The 18,226-nt window shown below is 62.2% G+C and carries 12 protein-coding genes; 10 read left to right on the top strand and 2 right to left on the bottom strand.

Annotation, left to right across the window (positions count from 1 at the left end; genetic code table 11):
- The first annotated feature begins 178 nt into the window (after positions 1-178).
- Complete coding sequence (locus tag FJ546_RS25425) at positions 179-1,039, top strand: class I SAM-dependent methyltransferase (protein WP_140891830.1); 861 nt, start codon at positions 179-181, stop codon at positions 1,037-1,039.
- Positions 1,040-1,216: 177 nt separating this feature from the next.
- On the top strand, positions 1,217-3,853 hold the full coding sequence (locus FJ546_RS25420) for an EAL domain-containing protein (protein ID WP_181168093.1): 2,637 nt from the start codon (positions 1,217-1,219) through the stop codon (positions 3,851-3,853).
- Between the two features lie 52 nt (positions 3,854-3,905).
- On the opposite strand, the gene FJ546_RS25415 is transcribed toward FJ546_RS25420, so the two are convergent.
- Complete coding sequence (locus FJ546_RS25415; RefSeq protein WP_140891829.1) at positions 3,906-5,090, bottom strand: Gfo/Idh/MocA family oxidoreductase; 1,185 nt, start codon at positions 5,088-5,090, stop codon at positions 3,906-3,908.
- A gap of 118 nt (positions 5,091-5,208) precedes the next feature.
- On the opposite strand from FJ546_RS25415, the gene FJ546_RS25410 reads away from it, so the two are divergent.
- The 8 genes from FJ546_RS25410 to FJ546_RS25370 all read left to right on the top strand — a co-directional run bounded on the left by FJ546_RS25410 (position 5,209) and on the right by FJ546_RS25370 (position 14,603).
- On the top strand, positions 5,209-6,102 hold the full coding sequence (locus FJ546_RS25410; protein WP_140891828.1) for a MurR/RpiR family transcriptional regulator: 894 nt from the start codon (positions 5,209-5,211) through the stop codon (positions 6,100-6,102).
- 78 nt (positions 6,103-6,180) lie between these two features.
- Entirely contained in the window at positions 6,181-6,963 is a 783-nt protein-coding gene (locus FJ546_RS25405) for an SDR family oxidoreductase (protein WP_140891827.1), read from the top strand.
- The gene (locus FJ546_RS25400; RefSeq protein WP_140891826.1) at positions 6,960-8,495 is read left to right on the top strand and encodes a mannitol dehydrogenase family protein; all 1,536 of its coding nucleotides are present in this window, start codon (positions 6,960-6,962) and stop codon (positions 8,493-8,495) included. Before FJ546_RS25405 ends, FJ546_RS25400 begins: the two co-directional genes overlap by 4 nt.
- Positions 8,496-8,539: 44 nt before the next feature.
- Positions 8,540-9,454, top strand: coding sequence for a sugar phosphate isomerase/epimerase (locus FJ546_RS25395; protein ID WP_140891825.1), 915 nt, complete (start codon positions 8,540-8,542; stop codon positions 9,452-9,454).
- Between the two features lie 128 nt (positions 9,455-9,582).
- Positions 9,583-10,617 (top strand): ABC transporter substrate-binding protein, encoded by a 1,035-nt coding sequence (locus FJ546_RS25390; RefSeq protein WP_140891824.1) that lies wholly within the window; start codon positions 9,583-9,585, stop codon positions 10,615-10,617.
- Between the two features lie 233 nt (positions 10,618-10,850).
- A complete protein-coding gene (locus tag FJ546_RS25385) occupies positions 10,851-12,407 on the top strand; it encodes a sugar ABC transporter ATP-binding protein (protein ID WP_140891940.1) in 1,557 nt (518 codons plus the stop codon).
- A complete protein-coding gene (locus FJ546_RS25380; RefSeq protein ID WP_140891823.1) occupies positions 12,404-13,375 on the top strand; it encodes an ABC transporter permease in 972 nt (323 codons plus the stop codon). Before FJ546_RS25385 ends, FJ546_RS25380 begins: the two co-directional genes overlap by 4 nt.
- A gap of 247 nt (positions 13,376-13,622) precedes the next feature.
- Positions 13,623-14,603 (top strand): ABC transporter permease, encoded by a 981-nt coding sequence (locus FJ546_RS25370; protein WP_140891822.1) that lies wholly within the window; start codon positions 13,623-13,625, stop codon positions 14,601-14,603.
- A 34-nt stretch (positions 14,604-14,637) separates the two neighbouring features.
- On the opposite strand, the gene FJ546_RS25365 is transcribed toward FJ546_RS25370, so the two are convergent.
- Positions 14,638-17,973: a hypothetical protein gene (locus FJ546_RS25365; protein WP_140891821.1), complete on the bottom strand. Its 3,336-nt coding sequence runs from the start codon at positions 17,971-17,973 to the stop codon at positions 14,638-14,640.
- Positions 17,974-18,226: the final 253 nt, after the last annotated feature.

Genomic DNA, 18,226 nt, shown 5'->3' with positions numbered 1-18,226 from the left:
TGAACCGGGGAACCTCCTCCCGGCAGCTGTCTCGCCACCGAGCTGATGACAGCGATCGTCTCGATCTCGGGAATGGGCGCCGCGACGGGCGCCACTTCCGGGATTGACGCGCATGCCTGCTCACTGCAATGTCTATTAACCAGCTGTTAACCTTGCGACGGCTGAGATCGGGGGCATTTTGGAACCGTTTCTGGACGCGAACCTGCTGAATTGGGACGATCGGGCCGAAATACACGCGACCGACAGAACGGGCAGCTACCGCATTGAGAATGTGCTGGCCGGTGGATCCAATCTCTATGAGCTGGAAACGCGCGAGGTCGGAGACATTTTCGGCAAGGACATCGTCCATCTGCAATGTCACATCGGGCTCGACACGATCAGCCTGAAGAATCTCGGCGCGGGCAGCGTGACCGGCCTGGATTTTTCACCGAGGGCGATCGCCGCGGCGAGGGATTTCGCCTCCAAGGCAGGCAGTGACGTTCGCTTCGTGGAGGCGCCGCTATACGAGGCGGTCGAAGCACTCGACCAGACCTATGACGTAGTCTACGTCACCTGGGGGTCGGTGAACTGGCTTGACGATGTCTTTCGTTGGGCTCGGGTGGTCGCCGATCTTCTGCGGCCTGGCGGCCGGCTGTACATGGCCGAGGGCCATCCCTTGATGTTCCAGTGCAATCGCAAGGCTGCCGCCCTCGAATTGAAGGACGACTGGCGAACGCCGGTGGCGCGGCCGCTCGTCTGGAACGAGAAGCAGACCTATACCGGCGATGAACGAACCTTGGAGCATCCTCGATACTATGAGTGGATCCATCCGATCAGCGACGTGGTGAACGCGCTGATCGCGGCGGGGCTGACGCTCGATTTCCTCAATGAGCATGACACGGTTTCCTGGAAGCATTTTTCATTCGCGGTGAGGGCCGGCAAGGACATGTACGGTCTGCCCGAAAACGCTCCAAGGATTCCGATGGCCTATTCAATTGGAGCAACCAAGCGCGGCGTTGGGACGTATCGGATCGTCCAGAAAAAGGTCGACAGCCACTAACGCCGCTATGTGGCGAGTGCTGGTGCGATCGCCCGCATCAGCGCCCGCAAGCGCAAAAATTTTACAGACTGTGAAGGCTAAAATTAAGTTATTGCGTACTAATATTCCCTTGATGAGGCTCTCCCAGGGAGCCTGACAAGCACAGGGAACCTCGCCCTATTGGCTCATTTCGCCGAAATGCTCGGCCGCTTGAGGGGGGCCGTCTTCTCGCCGGCAAGGATCCCGGTGGGGATTGCGATTGTGGTTATTGCCGTTTGCGCGGCGTTCGCGGACCATCAGAACAAGATCGTTTCGGACCAGGCCGCCCGCGTGGATGTGCTGGCCAAGGTCAATGTAATTCGCGCCAAGCTCGAAGGAAACATCAACGGCAACCTTCAGCTGGTTCGAGGTCTGGTCGCCACGGTCACGACCGAACCATACATGGGAGAGCAACGCTTCACAGAACTTGCCAGCCGCCTGTTCAGCGAAGAGTCCCAACTTCGCAATATTGCCGGCGCGCCCGACCTGGTCATTTCCCTGATGTATCCGATGGCCGGCAACGAGAAGGCCATCGGTCTCGATTACCGCAAGAACGACCAGCAGCGCGCGGCTGCCCTGCGTGCGCGCGACGAGCGCAGGCTCATTCTCGCTGGCCCGGTCGATCTGGCGCAGGGAGGACAGGCTTTCATCGGTCGTTTCCCGGTATTCGTGAAAAGCGCGGGCAACACCGACCGGTTCTGGGGCATTGTTTCGGCGGTCGTCGACGTGCAGCGCCTTTACCAGGCGACGGGTCTCCTCGACAAGGATCTCGGGATTGACGTCGCACTCATCGGCGGCGATGCCCTTGGCGCGAAGGGAGTCCAGTTCTTCGGTGACCAACGAGTCGTCAAAAACAATCCGGTGACGGCCGACGTTCTGCTCCCGTCGGGCTCCTGGCAGATCGCCGCCATTCCCAAGAACGGTTGGCCCACCACTCCCGCCAACGCATGGCTGCTGAGGGCGATCATGGCTGCAGCGGCCGCACTGATCTTGATCCCCTCCCTGGCGGCAGGCCGCCTGATCAAGGAGAGGCAGCGAAACTACTGGGAACTGCATCGGCTGTCACGACGGCTGGAACTTGCTCTGGAGGCGTCGGCCATCGGAGTGTGGGAGCACGACCTCGAAACCAACCATCTGACGTGGGACGATCGCGTCAACGAGATCTACGGCAGAGAGCCCGATGGCGGACCGCGCGGATATTCGGACTGGGCCGGGGCCATTCATCCTGCCGATCTGCCTGGCGCGCTTGCGGATTTCGACAAGGCAGCAGCCGGGCGAAGCACATATTCATCGGAATACCGGGTTGTTCGGCCGAACGGCGAAATTCGTCACGTCCGGTCCAGGGCGATCTTCTACCAGATCGCAAACAATTCGCCTCGAATGGTCGGCGCGGAGTGGGACGTGACGGCAGACGTCTTGCTGACCACCGATCTGGTTCGCGCAAAGCGGTTGACCGAGTCGAAAAATACGGAACTCGAGTCTGCCAAGGCGCGGATAGAACACATCGCCTTGCACGATTCGCTGACGGAGTTGCCCAATCGGCGTTATCTGGACCGGATGCTGGAAGATTATGGGGCAAAGGCCAGACTCAACGGCGGCCGCGCGGCGCTGCTTCACATGGATCTGGACCGCTTCAAGCACATCAACGATACGCTTGGTCATGCGGCAGGCGACGCAATGCTGGTGCATGCGTCATCCGTTCTCAAGTCCAACGTCGGCGACCACGGTTTTGTCGCTCGGATTGGAGGAGACGAATTCATCGTGCTCTGCACGGTGCACGGCGATGTCAGCCAGGCCGCGGCGCTCGCTGACAACATCATCGAGCAGATGCGCAAACCTGTTTATTACCACGGCCATCAATGTCGGTTTGGCGTCAGCGTCGGGATTGCGATCGACAATGATAGAGACGCCGATACCAGACAGTTGCTGGTGAATGCCGATATTGCCCTCTACCGGGCAAAGAAGCGGGGCCGCAACCGCTATGAATTCTTCAGTGGAGACCTGCAGAGCGAGATCGTCAACACGAAGAGAATTGCCGACGAGATTCTAGCCGGTCTCGAGCGGGACGAATTCATCGTATTCTACCAGCCTCAATTTGATGCAAAGACGCTGGAGATCGTCGGCGTTGAAGCCCTGGTGCGGTGGAGGCATCCAGAGAAAGGGATTCTGACGCCTGAGGCTTTCCTGAAGACCGCTGAAGAACTGAACGTCGTGTCGGTAATAGATCGGAAAGTCCTCCAGCAATCGCTTCTGGATTTCGAAGCGTGGTCCGCCGACAAGATCGGTATTCCGCGCGTGTCGGTCAACGTATCGGCACGACGCCTTCAAGACGAGGAACTCCTGAAGAGCTTGCGTGACCTCAACATCAGAAAGGGGACTTTTTCCTTTGAGCTCGTCGAGTCGATCTTCCTCGACAACAACGATGATCTGGTCACATGGAACGTCGAGCAGATCAAGCAACTCGGCATCGACATCGAAATCGACGATTTCGGCACCGGTTATGCCTCTATTGTCAGCCTGCTCAAATTGCAGCCTCGCCGCCTCAAGATAGATCGCCAGTTGGTGGATCCTATCGTGAACTCACACCAGCGACGGCAGGTCGTCTCGTCGATCATCGAAATCGGCAAGTCCCTAGATATCGAGATCATAGCCGAAGGCGTCGAGACAATGAAGCACGCCCGTGTGCTCAAGGAGCTTGGCTGCGATATATTGCAAGGCTACGCATTCGGGCACGCAATGGATTCCGACCGGCTGAGAAGCTTTGCTCGATCTCGACGATTGCCAGTGGCAAGCTAGCCCTTGTTCGAAATCCCCGGCATGCGCTCCATAGCAGAAAGCTTCGCGCGCCTCAGCCAAACCTTGCCGCCGTCCACGCCCCGCCCGCCGCGTTCGACGCCACCGCCGCGGCGACAAACTTCACGCCGCGCGCGCCGTCGACCACGTCGGGCACCTGTGCCGCGCGTGCCAGATCGACCACGCCACCGGAGCGGTGCGCGCGGATGATGACGGCGGCGTCGCGGTAGAAATTGGCGAAGGCCTCGATATAGCCCTCCGGGTGCGCCGCCGGCATGCGCGACACGCGCCGGCTTTCTTCGGTCGAACCATGGCCGCCGCGCACCAGCGTTCGGGTTTCCTCGCCATAGCGCGAGAAGCGCAGTTCCTCCGGCCGCCCGCCCGACCATTCGAGCCCGGCTCTGTCGCCATAGATGCGCACGGACAGATCATTGTAGTGCCCGGGCGATGTCTGGCTGGCTAGGATCGTGCCACGCGCACCATCCGTCCAGCGCACCATGACATGCGCATTGTCGTCGAGCCGGCGTCCCGGCACCGCGGTGAACAGGTCCGCCGACACCGCCTCGGCCTCGCAGCCTGAGATATAGCTCGCCAGGTTGAAGGCATGCACGCCGATATCGGCGAGCACCGCCGATTGCCCCGCCCGCGCCGGATCGGTGCGCCACTCCGCCTGCTTCTGCCCTTCGGCGTCGATCGGCCTGGTCAGCCAGTCCTGGATGTAGGCGCCATGCACCGAGACGATGCGGCCGAGTTCGCCCGCCATCACCATTTCGCGCGCCTGGCGGACCATGGCGTAGCCGGTGTTGTTCAGCGTCACGACGAAGCGCCGGTTTTTGGCGCGCGCCAGCGTCACCAGCGCTTCGGCGTCGCCGAGCGTGGTCGACAGCGGCTTGTCGCAGATCACGTCGATGCCCGCATTGAGGAAGGCAGTGGCGATCGGCGCGTGCAGATGGTTGGGCGTGACGATAACGACCGCCTCGATGCCGTCAGGCCGCGCGGCTTCCGCCAGCGCCATGGCGTGGTAATCGGCATAGCTGCGCTCCGGCGCGATGCCTATCTCGGCGGCCGAGGCGGCGGCATTTTCAGGATCCGACGACAGCGCGCCGGCCACCAGCACGATCTGGTCGTCGAGGCGCATGGCCAGCCGATGCACGGCGCCGATGAAGGCATTGCGGCCGCCGCCGACCATGCCGACCCTCAGCCGCTTGCCCGCCGACCCATCCGATGTTGCGTAGACCATGTTTTCTCCTCCGGGCAGATCCCTGGCGACGCGCCAAGCCTCAAGCTCGGCTACCACTTTCGAACATAATTTCCAATTTCCGTATTGTAATACGATTGTGCCACGCTAGCCTGAGATCATGAGTGGGGCGGGCAAATCTTCGGGACGATCTCTTGCCGACGAGGCGGCGACGCGCAAGCGCGGGCGCTCGCTGGCGGCACTGGGCTATACCCAGCCGCAGACCTACGAGGAACTGCGCGCGGTGCTTTCCTCCGGCACGGTGCATTTTCCCAAGCGGCTGCGCCAGGTGGCGATCTTCATGTGGCAGCATCCGAGCGACGTCGCGCTCGGCACCATCGCGCAGGTGGCCGCGCAGGCGGGCGTGCAGCCCTCGACGCTGGTGCGCTTTGCCCAGATCTTCGGCTATTCCGGCTTTTCCGATTTCCAGGGCCTGTTCAAGGAGCACGTCAAGGGTTCGTGGCCGGAAGCGCGCGGCGAGCCGCGCACCGAGGCGGAGACCAATGCCGCCATGCATTTCCTGCACGGCATGGTCGGCGCCTCGCAGGCCTCGCTCGGCCGCATCGAGGCGGGCTTCGACGTCGAGAGATTCGAAAAGATGGTGGCGCTGCTGGCGGCCGCCGAGCTGATCTACGTCATCGGCTCCAAGCGCGCCTTCCCGGTCACCGCCTATCTGTCGCTGACCTTGTCACAGCAAGGCGTGCGCAACGTGCTGGTCGACAATGTCGGCTCCTCGGCACTCGACCAGGTCGGCTGCATTGGCAGGCGGGACGCGGTGCTGGCCGTTTCCTTCAGTCCCTACAATTCGATCACGCCCGACCTGGTCGCGGTGGCGCATGAGCGCAAGGCCCGCATCGTCACCATCACCGACAGCACCTTCAGCCCGCTGATCGCTTTGTCGGACAGCTGGCTGGAAGTGGTGGAATCCGACTTCGCCGGCTTCCGCTCGCTGGCGGCATCGCTGGCGGTCGGCATGGCGCTGGTCCAAGGCGTCGCGGCAAAACGCGGCGCATGAGGCGCAGCTGGCACAATTGACTATCGGGAATTGTCGTTCCATATTTTAAAAAATAGAAACTTTGTTCCGGGAGGAGGAATGAAGCTTCATCTCCAAGGCAAGGTCGTGCTGGTCACCGGCGCGACGCAAGGCATCGGCCGCGCCATCGCCGAGACGCTGGCGCGCGCCGGTGCCGGCGGGCTGCTTATCACGGGACGCGACGGCACACGCGGCGACGCCGTGGCGGCGGAACTGTCGGCCATCGGCACGCCGACCATCTTCGTCGCCGCCGACCTTGGAGACGCGCAGACCCCTGCCTTGCTGGCGCAGGCCTGCATTGACCGCTTCGGCCGCATCGATGGCCTCGTCAACGCGGCCGGGCTGACCGACCGCGCTTCCTTCCTCGATGCCAGCCTCGATGACTGGGTCTCGCTGTTCGCCGTCAATGCGCGGGCGCCGTTCTTCCTGATGCAGGCTGCCATCGCCGACATGAGGAATCGCGGGGAGCCCGGCGCCATCGTCAACATCCTGTCGATCAACGCCCATTGCGGCTCGCCGGAACTCGCCGTTTATTCCGCGACCAAGGCTGCGCTGGCGACGCTGACCAAGAACGCCGCCAACGCCCACCGTTTCGACCGCATCCGCGTCAACGGCATCAATGTCGGCTGGACCGACACGCCGGCCGAACGCGTCATGCAGGCCGAGACGCTGGGCCATGGCCCGGGCTGGCTCGACGCCGCCAACGCCGCGCAGCCTTTCGGCAGGCTGCTCAAGCCGGACGACATCGCCAACCTTGCCGTCTTCCTGCTGTCCGACGCGGCCGGGCCGATGACCGGCGCCGTGATCGACCAGGAGCAGTCGGTGATCGGGGCGAACCGGTGAACGCCGCTTCGACAGCGCCGGGAACGCTGGGGCCGGCTTTGCTGGACCAGCTCCCGGCCGCTGTCCGGACGCCTGGATATGACCGGACAACCCTTGCCCCCGGCATGGCGCATCTCGGCGTCGGCGCGTTCCACCGCTGCCACCAGGCCGAATACACCGATGACCTGCTGGCGCGTCAGTTCGACCGCTGGGGCATTGTCGGCATCAACATCCGTCCGCCCACCCTTGCCGACACGCTTGGCCGACAGAGCGGGCTCTATACAAGGCTGATCCGAGAAAACAGCCACATCGAGGCCCGCATCATCGGCAGCATCGTGAAGGTGGTGGACAGCCAGGCAAGCGCCGCACCGGCACTCACGGTGCTGTCTTCGCGCGATATCGACCTGGTGACGATGACGGTGACGGAGAAAGGCTATTGCCACATCCCGTCGAGCGGCGCGCTCGATCTCGATCATCCCGACATCGTCCATGATCTTGCCAACCCTCATGCGCCGCGCAGCGTGCCCGGCATCCTCGCGCGGGCGCTGGAACTGCGCCGGGCCACGCATGGCCGGCCCCTGACGCTGCTCTCCTGCGACAACATTCCGACCAACGGCGTCATCCTGGAAACCGTCGTGCGGGGCTTTGCCGAACGGCGGGGCGATGGCCTTGCCGACTGGATCGCCGCCAGCGCCGCCTTCCCCTCGGCCATGGTCGACCGCATCGCGCCGGCGGTGACGCAGGACGATCTCGACAGCGTCGAGCAATGGTTCGGCTACCGCGACGCCGCCGTCGCCGTCGGCGAGCCGTTCCGGCAATGGGTGATCGAGCAGAAATTCGCCGGCCGCGTGCCGCGCTGGGACCTTGTCGGCGCGACCTTCGTCGACGATGTCACGCCGTTCGAGCATCTCAAGATGCGGGTGCTGAACGGCGCCCAGACGACGCTCGCCACGCTCGGCGTGCTGGCCGGGCTGGAGCATACGTCGGACGCCATCGCCGACCCGCTGCTGTCCACCTTCGTCAGGCGCATGCTGGTCGAGGAAACGCTGCCGACGCTGATGCCGGTGCCCGGCATGGATCCATCGGCCTATGTCGAGCAGAGCCTCGGCCGGCTGAAGAACACGGCGATCCGTCACCGCAACCACCAGATCGCCACCGACGGATCGCAGAAGATCGTGCAGCGCCTGCTCAACCCCATCCGCGACCGCCTCGCCATGGGCCAGGCCATCGGCCTGCTGTCGGTGCCGGTCGCCGGCTGGATGGCCTATCTCATCCGGGCCTCGGACCGCTTCGGCAAATGCTGGCCGGTATCGGACCCCTATGCCGGCAAGGTCGCCGGGATCGCCGACGCCGCCGGGCGCGATGCGCCGGCTCTGGCCTCGGCCATACTCGCCATCGACACGATTTTCGATCCCGGCCTTGCCGCGAACGAGACGTTCCGTACGGCCGTCACCTCGGCGCTGGGCGAGCTGCTTTCGGACGATCCGATGGCGGCTGTCCGGCACAGTTTCGAACAAGATGAGGTCGCAAGGTTGAAACGATCCAAACAATAGGCATTATGAACATCGGCCGTGAAGACACGGCCAGGGGAGGCATGATGAAACTTGGACTGCTCACCGCACCCTTCGCGGAGACGCCGCTTGACGATGTCGCTGGCTGGGCCAGCTCCGCCGGCTTCGAGGCGCTGGAAATCGCCTGCTGGCCGAAAACCTCTGGTGCGACGCGGCGCTATGCCGGTACCAGCCACATCGATGCCGCCTCCACCTCGCCCGCGCAGGCGAAAGAAATCGCCGCCTCGCTGGCGGAAAGGCACCTGACCATCTCAGGCCTCGGCTACTATCCCAATCCGCTGCATCCAGACGCCGCGCACCGCGAGGCTGTCATTGGCCATCTGAAGAGGGTGATCGTGCTGGCCGCCAATATGGGCGTGCCCGTCGTCAACACTTTCTGCGGCGGCGATGCCGCCAAGACTGTCGACGTCAACTGGCAGGACGCGCTGAAAATCTGGCCCGAAATCGTCGCTTATGCGCGCGGCCATGGCGTCAAGCTCGCCTTCGAGAACTGCCCGATGATCTTCAGCTATGACGAATGGCCGGGCGGGCACAACATCGCCTATTCGCCACTGGTCTGGCGCCGCATCCTGGAAAGCTGGGGCGGCGATGTCGGCATGAATTTCGACCCTTCGCACCTGGTCTGGCAGATGATCGACCAGGCCCGCTTCATCAGGGAATTCGGCCCCTACATGCTGCATGTCCACGCCAAGGATTTGATGATTGATCATGATGGTTTGTATGAGCGCGGAATCCTCTCGGCCGGGATAGGCTGGCAGGTGCCGCGCATGCCGGGGCTGGGCGATGTCGACTGGAGCGGCTTCTTTTCCGGCCTCTACCGCGCCGGCTATGACGGGTCGGTCATCATCGAACACGAGGACAGGCGGTTTGAAGGCGGTGACGAGCAGGTGAAGCGCGGTTTTCTGCTCGCCCGCGACGTTCTGCGTCCCCTGGTCAAGTGAGGAAAAAGCATGTCGGCGACGACATGCGGAGGACAACGAGTTGAAGCGGGCCGCCTGAATCTCTTTCTGAGCGACTTGGTTCAACGACTTGGAACTGAAACTGAAAAACAATGTGGAGGAAGACTGAAATGAAGAAAATCCTGACCATGGTCCCGCTGCTTGCGGGCGCTGCTTTGCTGGCCTCCGTCGGCGTCTCGTCGGCCGCCGGCAAGTACACGATCGGCATTTCCAACACCGTGCAGGGCAATGGCTGGCGCGAGGAGATGGTGTGCGCCATGAAGGCGCAGGCGCTGGCCTCCGGCGAGGTGGCGAAGCTCAACATCGCCCACCGCAACACCGATGCCGCCGGCCAGTTGGAAGACATCCGCAACCTGATCAGCGCCAAGGTCGACGCCATCGTCGTCAACCCGGCCGATCCGGCCGGCATCAAGGCGGGTCTGGAAGAAGCCACCAAGGCCGGCATCGTCGTCGTCGCCGTCGACCAGGCGGTCACCGAGCCGTCGGCCTACATCATCTCCAACAACCAGGAAGAGTACGCCTATCTCGGCGCCAAATGGCTGTTCCAGCAGATGGGCGGCAAGGGCGCGGTGTTTTACATGCGCGGCGCCGCCGGCGCTTCGGCCGATAGCGATCGCGACAAGGGCTTCAAGAAGGCATTGGCCGAATTCCCCGGCGTGAAGGTGGCGCAGGAAGTCTTCACCGGCTGGCAGCAGGACCAGGCCAAGCAGCAGATCCTCTCCTTCCTGTCGACGGGAACGCCGATCAACGGCATCTGGACGTCCGGCATCGACAACGTCATCGTCGACGCGCTGGTGGAATCGCAGGCGCCGCTGGTGCCGATCGTCGGTGCCGACAATGCCGGCTTCGTCGGCCAGCTGAGCTCGGTCAAGGGCCTGGTGGGTGCTGCCGTCACCAACCCCGGCTCGATCGGCGGCGCGGGCGTCACGCTGGCGCTGCAGATCCTCGACGGCAAGAAGCCGGCACAGCAGACCGTGCTGGTGCAGCCGCAACTCTGGGAAAACGCCACCGAGGAAGGCAAGGCCAAGCTGAAAGCCGCCGCCGACCCCTCGCTCAGCCCCGAATGGCCGGTCTCGATCTCGATCCCGGACTGGACGACCTACACGAAGGACCAGATCGTGGCCTGTAAGGGGCCTGGGGAGTAAGGGCCGGACGCGCTTCTGCCTTCTCCCCTTGCGGGAGAAGGTGGCCTCGCGAAGCGAGGTCGGATGAGGGGTGTTCCAGGGAATGCCGACGTCTCACTCCGCTGGAACACCCTCATCCGTCTCGGCGCTGGCGCGCCGATCCACTTCCCCCCACAAGGGGGAAGTCGCCGACATCGTCCAACTTGCCGCACCGCTGCAGAGATCGAGAACAACACGTTTTGACAACAAACCCGTTGCCGCAAAGCCCCCTCCTCGACGCCTCCGGCGTCGCCAAGAATTACGGCGCGGTTGCCGCACTGCGCAACGCGTCGCTCTCCGTCCTGCCGGGCGAGGTGCACGCGCTGATGGGCGCCAATGGCGCCGGCAAGTCGACGCTGGTGAAGATCCTGACCGGGGCGATATCGGCCAATGCCGGGCGCATCCTGATCCGGGGCGAGGCGCGCGACATACGCTCGCCCGCCGCCGCCCGCCGCGCCGGGCTGCTGCCTGTCTACCAGGAGCCGTCGCTGATCCCCGATCTCGACGTTCTCTCCAACCTGCGGCTGACCGGCACGCCGGTCGAGCCGTTCCGCGCCTGGGTGCGCGAACTGGGTATTGCGGACCTCGACCTGCGCGACACCGCGCGCGACATTCCGCTGGCCGTGCTGCGCGTGCTCGACCTGGCCCGTGCGCTGGCCGTCGAGCCCGACGTGCTGCTGCTCGACGAGATGACGGCCGCGCTCCCCGCCAACCTCGCCGAAAAGGTGCTGGAAGTGGTGCGTCGCCAGGGCGATGCCGGCCGCGCCGTCATCTTCATCTCGCACCGCTTCGTCGAAATCTCGGCGCTGTGCGACCGCGCCACCGTGCTGCGCGACGGCGAGACCGTCGGCGTCGTCGACATCGTGCCGGGCGTCGAGGAAAAGATCGTCGAGCTGATGCTCGGCACCCGCATCGTCAAGACCCATGTCGCCGCCCACAGCGCCGCCGAGAAGGCGGTATCGGCCCCTGCCCGGCCGCGGCTTGCCGTGCGAAACCTGCGCGTCGGCACCAAGCTCAGCGACGTCTCCTTCGATCTCAGGGATGGCGAGGTCGCCGGCGTCGTGGCGCTCGAAGGCCAGGGCCAGGACGAATTGTTCGCCGCCCTTGCCGGCTCGATCCGCCCCTCGGGCGGCACGATCGAGGTCGACGGCTATCAGGCCAAATTTTCGCATCCAATCGACGCCATCAGAGCCAGGATCGCCTATGTGCCGGGCGACCGCTCCGAGGCGCTCGCCATGCAGCGCTCGGTGCGCGAGAACATCGCGCTGCCCTTCAGTGCCGCGCTGCGCAATTGGGGACCTATCCCCATGCGCCGCGAGCGCGCGAAGGTGCTCGGCGCCATCGGGCGGCTGCAGATCGACACGCGCGCCCAGGGCGAGGTGCAGCGCCTGTCCGGCGGCAACCAGCAGAAGGTGACCATCGCCCGCTGGATCGCGGCGGAGGCCCGAACCATCCTGTGCTTCGACCCCACGCGCGGCATCGATGTCGGCACAAAGCAGGAGATCTACAAGCTGCTGCGCGAGCTCGCCGGCCACGGCAAGTCGGTGCTGTTCTACACTTCGGAACTGGAAGAGGTGCAGCGCGTCTGCGACCGCGTCATCGTCATTTTCGGCGGCCGCCTGGTCGACATCTTCCCGGTCGAGGAGGCCGACGAGCCGGCGCTGATGCGCGCCGCCTACGGCCTGCCGCGCGGCGCCAAGGCCGATATCGGCATATTGGCCGACCCCACCTCCGATGCGCCCTCTTCCGACGCCTTGGGGACGAAGCCATGAGCCATTTCCTGCGCCGCCAGGGCTGGGTGTCAGGCCTGTTCGCCCTGCTCATCGTGCTGTTCATCGCCACCAGGATCATCCAGCCCGGCTATGGCAGCGGCGATTTCGGCTCGCTCGCGCGGGCAGTCTTGCCCTATGCCTTCGCTGTCGCCGCGCAGACGGTGGTGGTCATCGCCGGCGGCATCGACCTGTCGGTCGCCGCCATGATGGCGCTGACCAGCGTCACCGCCGCCTCGATGATGGCTGGCGCTTCCGAAGAATACGCGCTGTTCGTCGTGCCCTTCGTGCTGGCCATGGGTTTTGTCGTCGGCGCGCTCAACGGCCTGTTGATCGTCGTCACCCGCGTGCCCGACATCGTCGTGACGCTCGCCATGCTGTTCGTGCTGCAGGGGGCGGCCCTGCTGGTGCTCGACGCGCCGGGCGGCGCCGCCGCCGAATGGCTGAAGGCGGTGATCTCGGGCACGGTGCCGATCCCCGGCCTGCCCGACGCCATCGACGCCTGGCTGCCAAAGGCACTGCTGGTGCTCATCGTCTGCCTCTGCGTCATCTGGATACCGCTCAGGCGCTCGCGCCTTGGCCTGTCCATCTACGCCATCGGCTCGAGCGAACTGGCGGCGTTCCGCTCTGGCGTGCCGGTCAAACGCACCCGCATCATCGCCTATGCGCTGTCGGGCCTGTTCGCCGCCTTTGGCGGCCTGGCGCTGACCATGAGCACTGGCATCGGCGCGCCCATCCCCGGCCCCTATCTGCTCGCCAGCGTCGCCGCCGTGGTGCTGGGCGGCGTCGCGCTCGGCGGCGGCAAGGGCGGCTTGCTCGGCCCCATCGTCGCCGTCTTCGTGCTGCGCCTGGTGCGCACGGACCTCACCCTGCTCGCCATCGACCCCAACGTTACCGCCATCATCGAAGGCGCCATCATGGTGGCGGTCGTGATGTTCGGCGCGTTCATCACGATGCGGGGGCGGCAGTGATGGGTGGGTATAAAATAGCGCGTAGCGCTCTACGGCGCCCCCCTCTGTCCTGCCGGCCATCTCCCCCACAAGGGGGGAGATTGGCAACTTTGGCGCCCGGCCCTTTCCTGCAACGTCGAAGATTGGCGAAAACCGCGACAACAGCCAATCTCCCCACCCGTGGGGGAGATGGCCGGCAGGCCAGAGGGGGGCGCCGTAGGACGCTAGCCTCGCAGAACACCACCCCATCGCGAACCGGACCCACCCCATGAGCACGTCAGCGATCACCCCCGTCCCCTTCGGCCGCCGCCTAAAACGCTTCATGGCCGACCGGCCGCTCGTGCCGCTGATCATCCTGCTGGTCATCCTGGTGGCGATCCTGCAGATCCTGCGGCCCGGCATCGTCAACGAGCGCTGGATCGCCAACACGATAAAGTTCGCCATTCCGCTGGCGATCCTCGCCGGCTGCCAGACCATGACCATGCTGACCGGCGGCATAGACCTGTCGGTCGGCACGGTGGCGACGATGAGCGCCTTCATCATAGCCACGCAGATCGTCAACCAGGATCCGGCTATCGCTTTCCTGCTGGCGATGATGCCGGCGGTGCTGATCGGCCTTATCAACGGCATCGGCGTCGGCGTCTTCCGCGTCCACCCGCTGATCATGACGCTTGGCACCAGCCTGATCGGCACCGGCTGCCTGCAAGTCTACCAGCGCACGGTCATCGCGTCGGGCGCGAAAATCCCCGACTTCCTCGCCTGGCTCGGCACCGGCGTGACATGGGGCTTCCCCAACGCGCTGCTGCTGTTCGTGCCGCTGGCCGCGCTCATCGTCTTCACGCTGGCCCGCACCGGCTTCGGCCGCCTGCTCTACGCCGTCGGCGACAATGAGCGCGCGACACGCCTCTCCGGCGTGCAGTACTGGCAGGTCGTCACGGCGCTCTACGTCACCTCGAGCCTGCTCGCCGGCATCACCGGCCTGCTCTATATCGGCCTGATCAAGGCCCCATCGCTCTCGCTCGCCGAACCCCTGGTCCTGCCCTCGGTGGCGGCTGCCGTCATCGGCGGCACCTCCATCTTCGGCGGCCGCGGCGGCTACACCGGCACCATCATCGGCGCCCTCATCCTGACCGTGCTGACGACGCTGCTGACGATCCTGCAGATGCCGGAGGGGGCAAGGCGCATCCTGTTCGGGCTGATCGTGCTGTTCGTGACGGCGGCTTATTTGCGGATCGTGGAGGAGCGGTAGGGGTGCTGGCGGGCTTGCTCGTGATTCATCGCGATCACCATGCGACGGGCGGCGCATTTTCCATGCGTCTGCCGCTGGTAAGATCGCCATGCCCCGATGGAACAAGACCGCGCTGGCGTATCCAGTCGAGCGCTCGGTGGAGTCTCCTGTCCGAAAAGCGCGCCTTCTTCGGGTGCCAGCGCTCAAGAAAGTCGAGCACAATCTCATCGTCCGTTGGCTGTCGACCTCTGATCATAAGATCATTCCAGCAGGCATAGATGGTGGCGATGATTTCCGCCTGATCGGTTGTGAGTTCCCTGCAGGCTTCGACTACGCCCATTATTTCGCCTAGCTTTTCACCGAAATGTTTCTGAGCCAGCTTATCAACGTCCTCAATGTAAGGCAGGGGGTCGTAACGCACCATCTTGCCCTGCGGGGAAGGCTTAAATACGCGGTACTTCTGTGCCAGCGCCTCGATCCCAATGCGCTCGTTATAGAGCGCACGCTGATCGAGTGGACCTGCCGCCTCGCGAGCATAATTGGTCTCAAGCTGCAATTCACCTCGTTTGTCGGCGAGGTAGAAAACCTTGGCGAGCTTCGTCCGGCCGAAGTGCGGCTCACTGTGTAATTCTCTTACAATTAACCCAGCCAATGCCAAACGTCGCGAAAGCACTCTCTCGAAGGCCGTGTCTTCAGGAACATTCAGATGCTCAGGTTGCAAAATTGGCCCAAAATAATTTAAGCCAGATTTCACCGTTACAATCTCATACAACTCGCTCTTAGCAGCCTTGAGTCTCCTTTGTAGAGTTTTTATCAATGATAAAAGCTCTTCTACATGATTTTTGGTCGCATAATCTTTTATTTGCACCAATCCGACTGTGGATGCGAGGGGGCGACTATCTACAAAATACGGGACTTCGTAGTCAATGGGTAGTTCGCGCCGCCTCCCGAGGAACTTGCTCCACGTCGCAAAGACTTCGTCCACAGCCTCAATCAGCTCCCAAGCCGCAGGTGAGGCCGTGGTATCTAGATTTGGGCGAACAATCTCCGACCAAAAAGAACCTGGATCCAACGCTGTGAGCGGGTTGCGTACGAATAGCTCTTGCGCACCAGCAATCGGGTTGTTTGCGGGAAAGTATGTTTCGACACACTCATTTTCGGCGAAGACGATAGCTGCCGCGCAGGTGAAGATAGGGGTTTCCAAGTGAGGTGGGATAGAGGGTTGCCACAGGTCTTCTGCATCAGCCCACATCGGGTAAGGCATCTGAACAAAGGTGCGGGCGAGTGCGTACCAGAAAAAAAGTCTCTTGGCGTCTTCTAGATCTTCTGCGCAGTATCCCCAATGGCTCGGAGGCCCAGAGAAGCAGCGATTTTTCTTTACATCCATAAATTGGCTGTTGAGACGAAACCACGGCTTTCCTACGGAGGAGCGCTTGATCCGACAGGGTGTCAGGTCATCCATGAACCCGACGAATTTTCCACTGCTTTCGCCATAAGTTTTCTTATTCGCTCTGCGTGGATCGTTCAAAGGCAGACCGCCAACTATCTCTTGTCCTAGTTCAGGTCGGCGGCGATCTCGCTTGAAGTCGGTCATCGTCTGACCAGACCAAAGCCTTATGCTACGCCGGCTCTTACCGAGCTCTACGAGCTTTGATCGATCATCCTGAAGCAGAAGGCGACAAGCTTCATCCGCAACAGGCAAATTCTCCCACGCAATATTTATGAGATCGCTGCGCTTGAGCCATGTAAGGTCGGTTACCCCAATAGACCGATCGCCAGCCAATTTAGCGCCATGCCCCTTGTAGCGCCATACAGTGAAAGCGACCGGCCATTTTCCACGAACATCGAAAAACTCACTGCCGTCCACCAAGACACCAGCAACGTCCTCAAAAACCTCGGTCATCTCGCGTCGAATATGTTTGAATATAGCCCGATTGGTTAGCCAGGCAGATTTAGTAAAGAGCAACAAAAGCGACTCTCCGGGCAGGCCGCTTGATCGTGCGGATTCGCAGATTAACTTCATCTGCGCTAGGAAGCAGCAATACCGCTCACTTGAGGCATCCAAGCCCGTGACAGCCGCGATCGAAGAATGAACCGCATAGCTTACGGAGTCAGCTGCTTGATCATCGTCGCTGCGATAAGGTGGATTACAGAGAATTGCGAGCGGCTTGTCGGGCACGTGCCCCTTTTCAGCCAACGCCGTCCGCAGTTCTAAGAGGTATTCTTCAGCGCTGCGGTCAAGAAAATTGAGGCCTCGGTTTTCGGAAGTCCGCGGCACGACGGTGAAGCGCCCATTGTGCCATAGGTCTCCCTTCATACGCTGCTCTACGGCGAAAAGAAGTTCAGGCTCAATCTCGCTCACGACCTTGTGCCGAAGTTCCAGCGGCGAACGCCAATTCGTAACGAGGTTGCCGCTACCGCACGCCGGATCAATGACGAGATAGTCTTGTCCGAGGTTGGGAACGTACTGTTTGGCTATCCACATAGCCAGCTTAGAGAGGAATAGGTCGGTGAAGAATATTCCATGCTGACGTCGGAATTGCGGATCTACTGCGTCCAATGCTTCGTCGTATCGCGCAAAGTAATCGTCGTAGTCGGTTTGCGCGTCCAACGTTACGTAGCGTGCCTCGACGAAATCTTTGAAGGCCACCCTCTTCGCGGGGATGAGATTGGTGATCGCCTCGCCTCCGAGCGTTGCTTGGTCTGGAGCTTTGTTGCTGATCTGAAGAGTCGATGCAGCATCCCAAGCGTAGATCATGCTGTAAAATGCGCGAACCGCCTTCACCGCGTATCCAGGCTCGAAGTATGGAACCATCTCCTTGAGCACGGTCGAGAAATTTCGAAGCGTAATTCTCTGGCGGACTCTTTTGCCATTCCGCAGGGTGTCTTCGAAACTGCTAATCCTTTCGATGAGGAGTTGTGGCTCCCTCTGGAAAAGCGGTGTGAATAGGTCTGCGCCATTCCAATTTGCGAGGCGTAGTAGCTCATTCCTTCTGTCGACGTATCGATGCGCGAAGTCACGGCCAATAGTATTGGGCGCTCCTGTGGCAGCTGCTAAGTCGATGCGTATGGACTCGGGAATGTCATTGACCTGCCAGACCGCTAGGAAATTTTTGGCAGCGACTACAACCTGGGCGAAGTCCAATCCCTCGTTTTGATAGGCGAGCCCTTGAAACAGACCGCTAAGCCAATTCTTCGTTTGGCCCTTCAACTCTAGAACGAACACGCCTGCCAGATACCCGTCGGCTTTCTTGGCCTCTTTCTGTCGTTGAAATGCATCGCCATAAAGTGCTCTGAAGTAGCCGATTGCCAAATCTTCGTTGGCTCGTTCGTGAGGTTGGTTGAGGTAGCCCAGGAAGCCAATAATATGCCGTGGAATCGAAGACGCCATTCAGGTGGAACCCCCAGAATCTCTGAGTTCGCAAAGACCAACCACGTGGACAGGCTCCTCAACCGCTATCGTTCATCCGCATTAATAGAAATAGGAATTAAACGAAAATTCTTAACATCTCACCCAACCAACATATCAATAATAAATTACAGCCTTGCTGCTAGCTGCTTGTATCCGATCGCGCCCTACTGCCCAATTCGAATTACGGTGACAGTGCACTCTCTACGTCGCCTCCCATCCCCCTCACCCACCC

Source organism: Mesorhizobium sp. B2-4-19 (assembly GCF_006441315.1).
Lineage (GTDB): Bacteria > Pseudomonadota > Alphaproteobacteria > Rhizobiales > Rhizobiaceae > Mesorhizobium.
This window is presented reverse-complemented; position numbering and strand designations above follow the sequence as displayed.

Excerpts from the sequence above, each read along its gene's own strand:
- FJ546_RS25420 (WP_181168093.1), top strand. The coding sequence starts at position 1,217 with ATGCTCGGCCGCTTGAGGGGGGCCGTCTTCTCGCCGGCAAGGATCCCG.
- FJ546_RS25415 (WP_140891829.1), bottom strand. The coding sequence starts at position 5,090 with ATGGTCTACGCAACATCGGATGGGTCGGCGGGCAAGCGGCTGAGGGTC.
- FJ546_RS25410 (WP_140891828.1), top strand. The coding sequence starts at position 5,209 with ATGAGTGGGGCGGGCAAATCTTCGGGACGATCTCTTGCCGACGAGGCG.
- FJ546_RS25405 (WP_140891827.1), top strand. The coding sequence starts at position 6,181 with ATGAAGCTTCATCTCCAAGGCAAGGTCGTGCTGGTCACCGGCGCGACG.
- FJ546_RS25395 (WP_140891825.1), top strand. The coding sequence starts at position 8,540 with ATGAAACTTGGACTGCTCACCGCACCCTTCGCGGAGACGCCGCTTGAC.
- FJ546_RS25390 (WP_140891824.1), top strand. The coding sequence starts at position 9,583 with ATGAAGAAAATCCTGACCATGGTCCCGCTGCTTGCGGGCGCTGCTTTG.
- FJ546_RS25380 (WP_140891823.1), top strand. The coding sequence starts at position 12,404 with ATGAGCCATTTCCTGCGCCGCCAGGGCTGGGTGTCAGGCCTGTTCGCC.
- FJ546_RS25370 (WP_140891822.1), top strand. The coding sequence starts at position 13,623 with ATGAGCACGTCAGCGATCACCCCCGTCCCCTTCGGCCGCCGCCTAAAA.
- FJ546_RS25365 (WP_140891821.1), bottom strand. The coding sequence starts at position 17,973 with ATGGCGTCTTCGATTCCACGGCATATTATTGGCTTCCTGGGCTACCTC.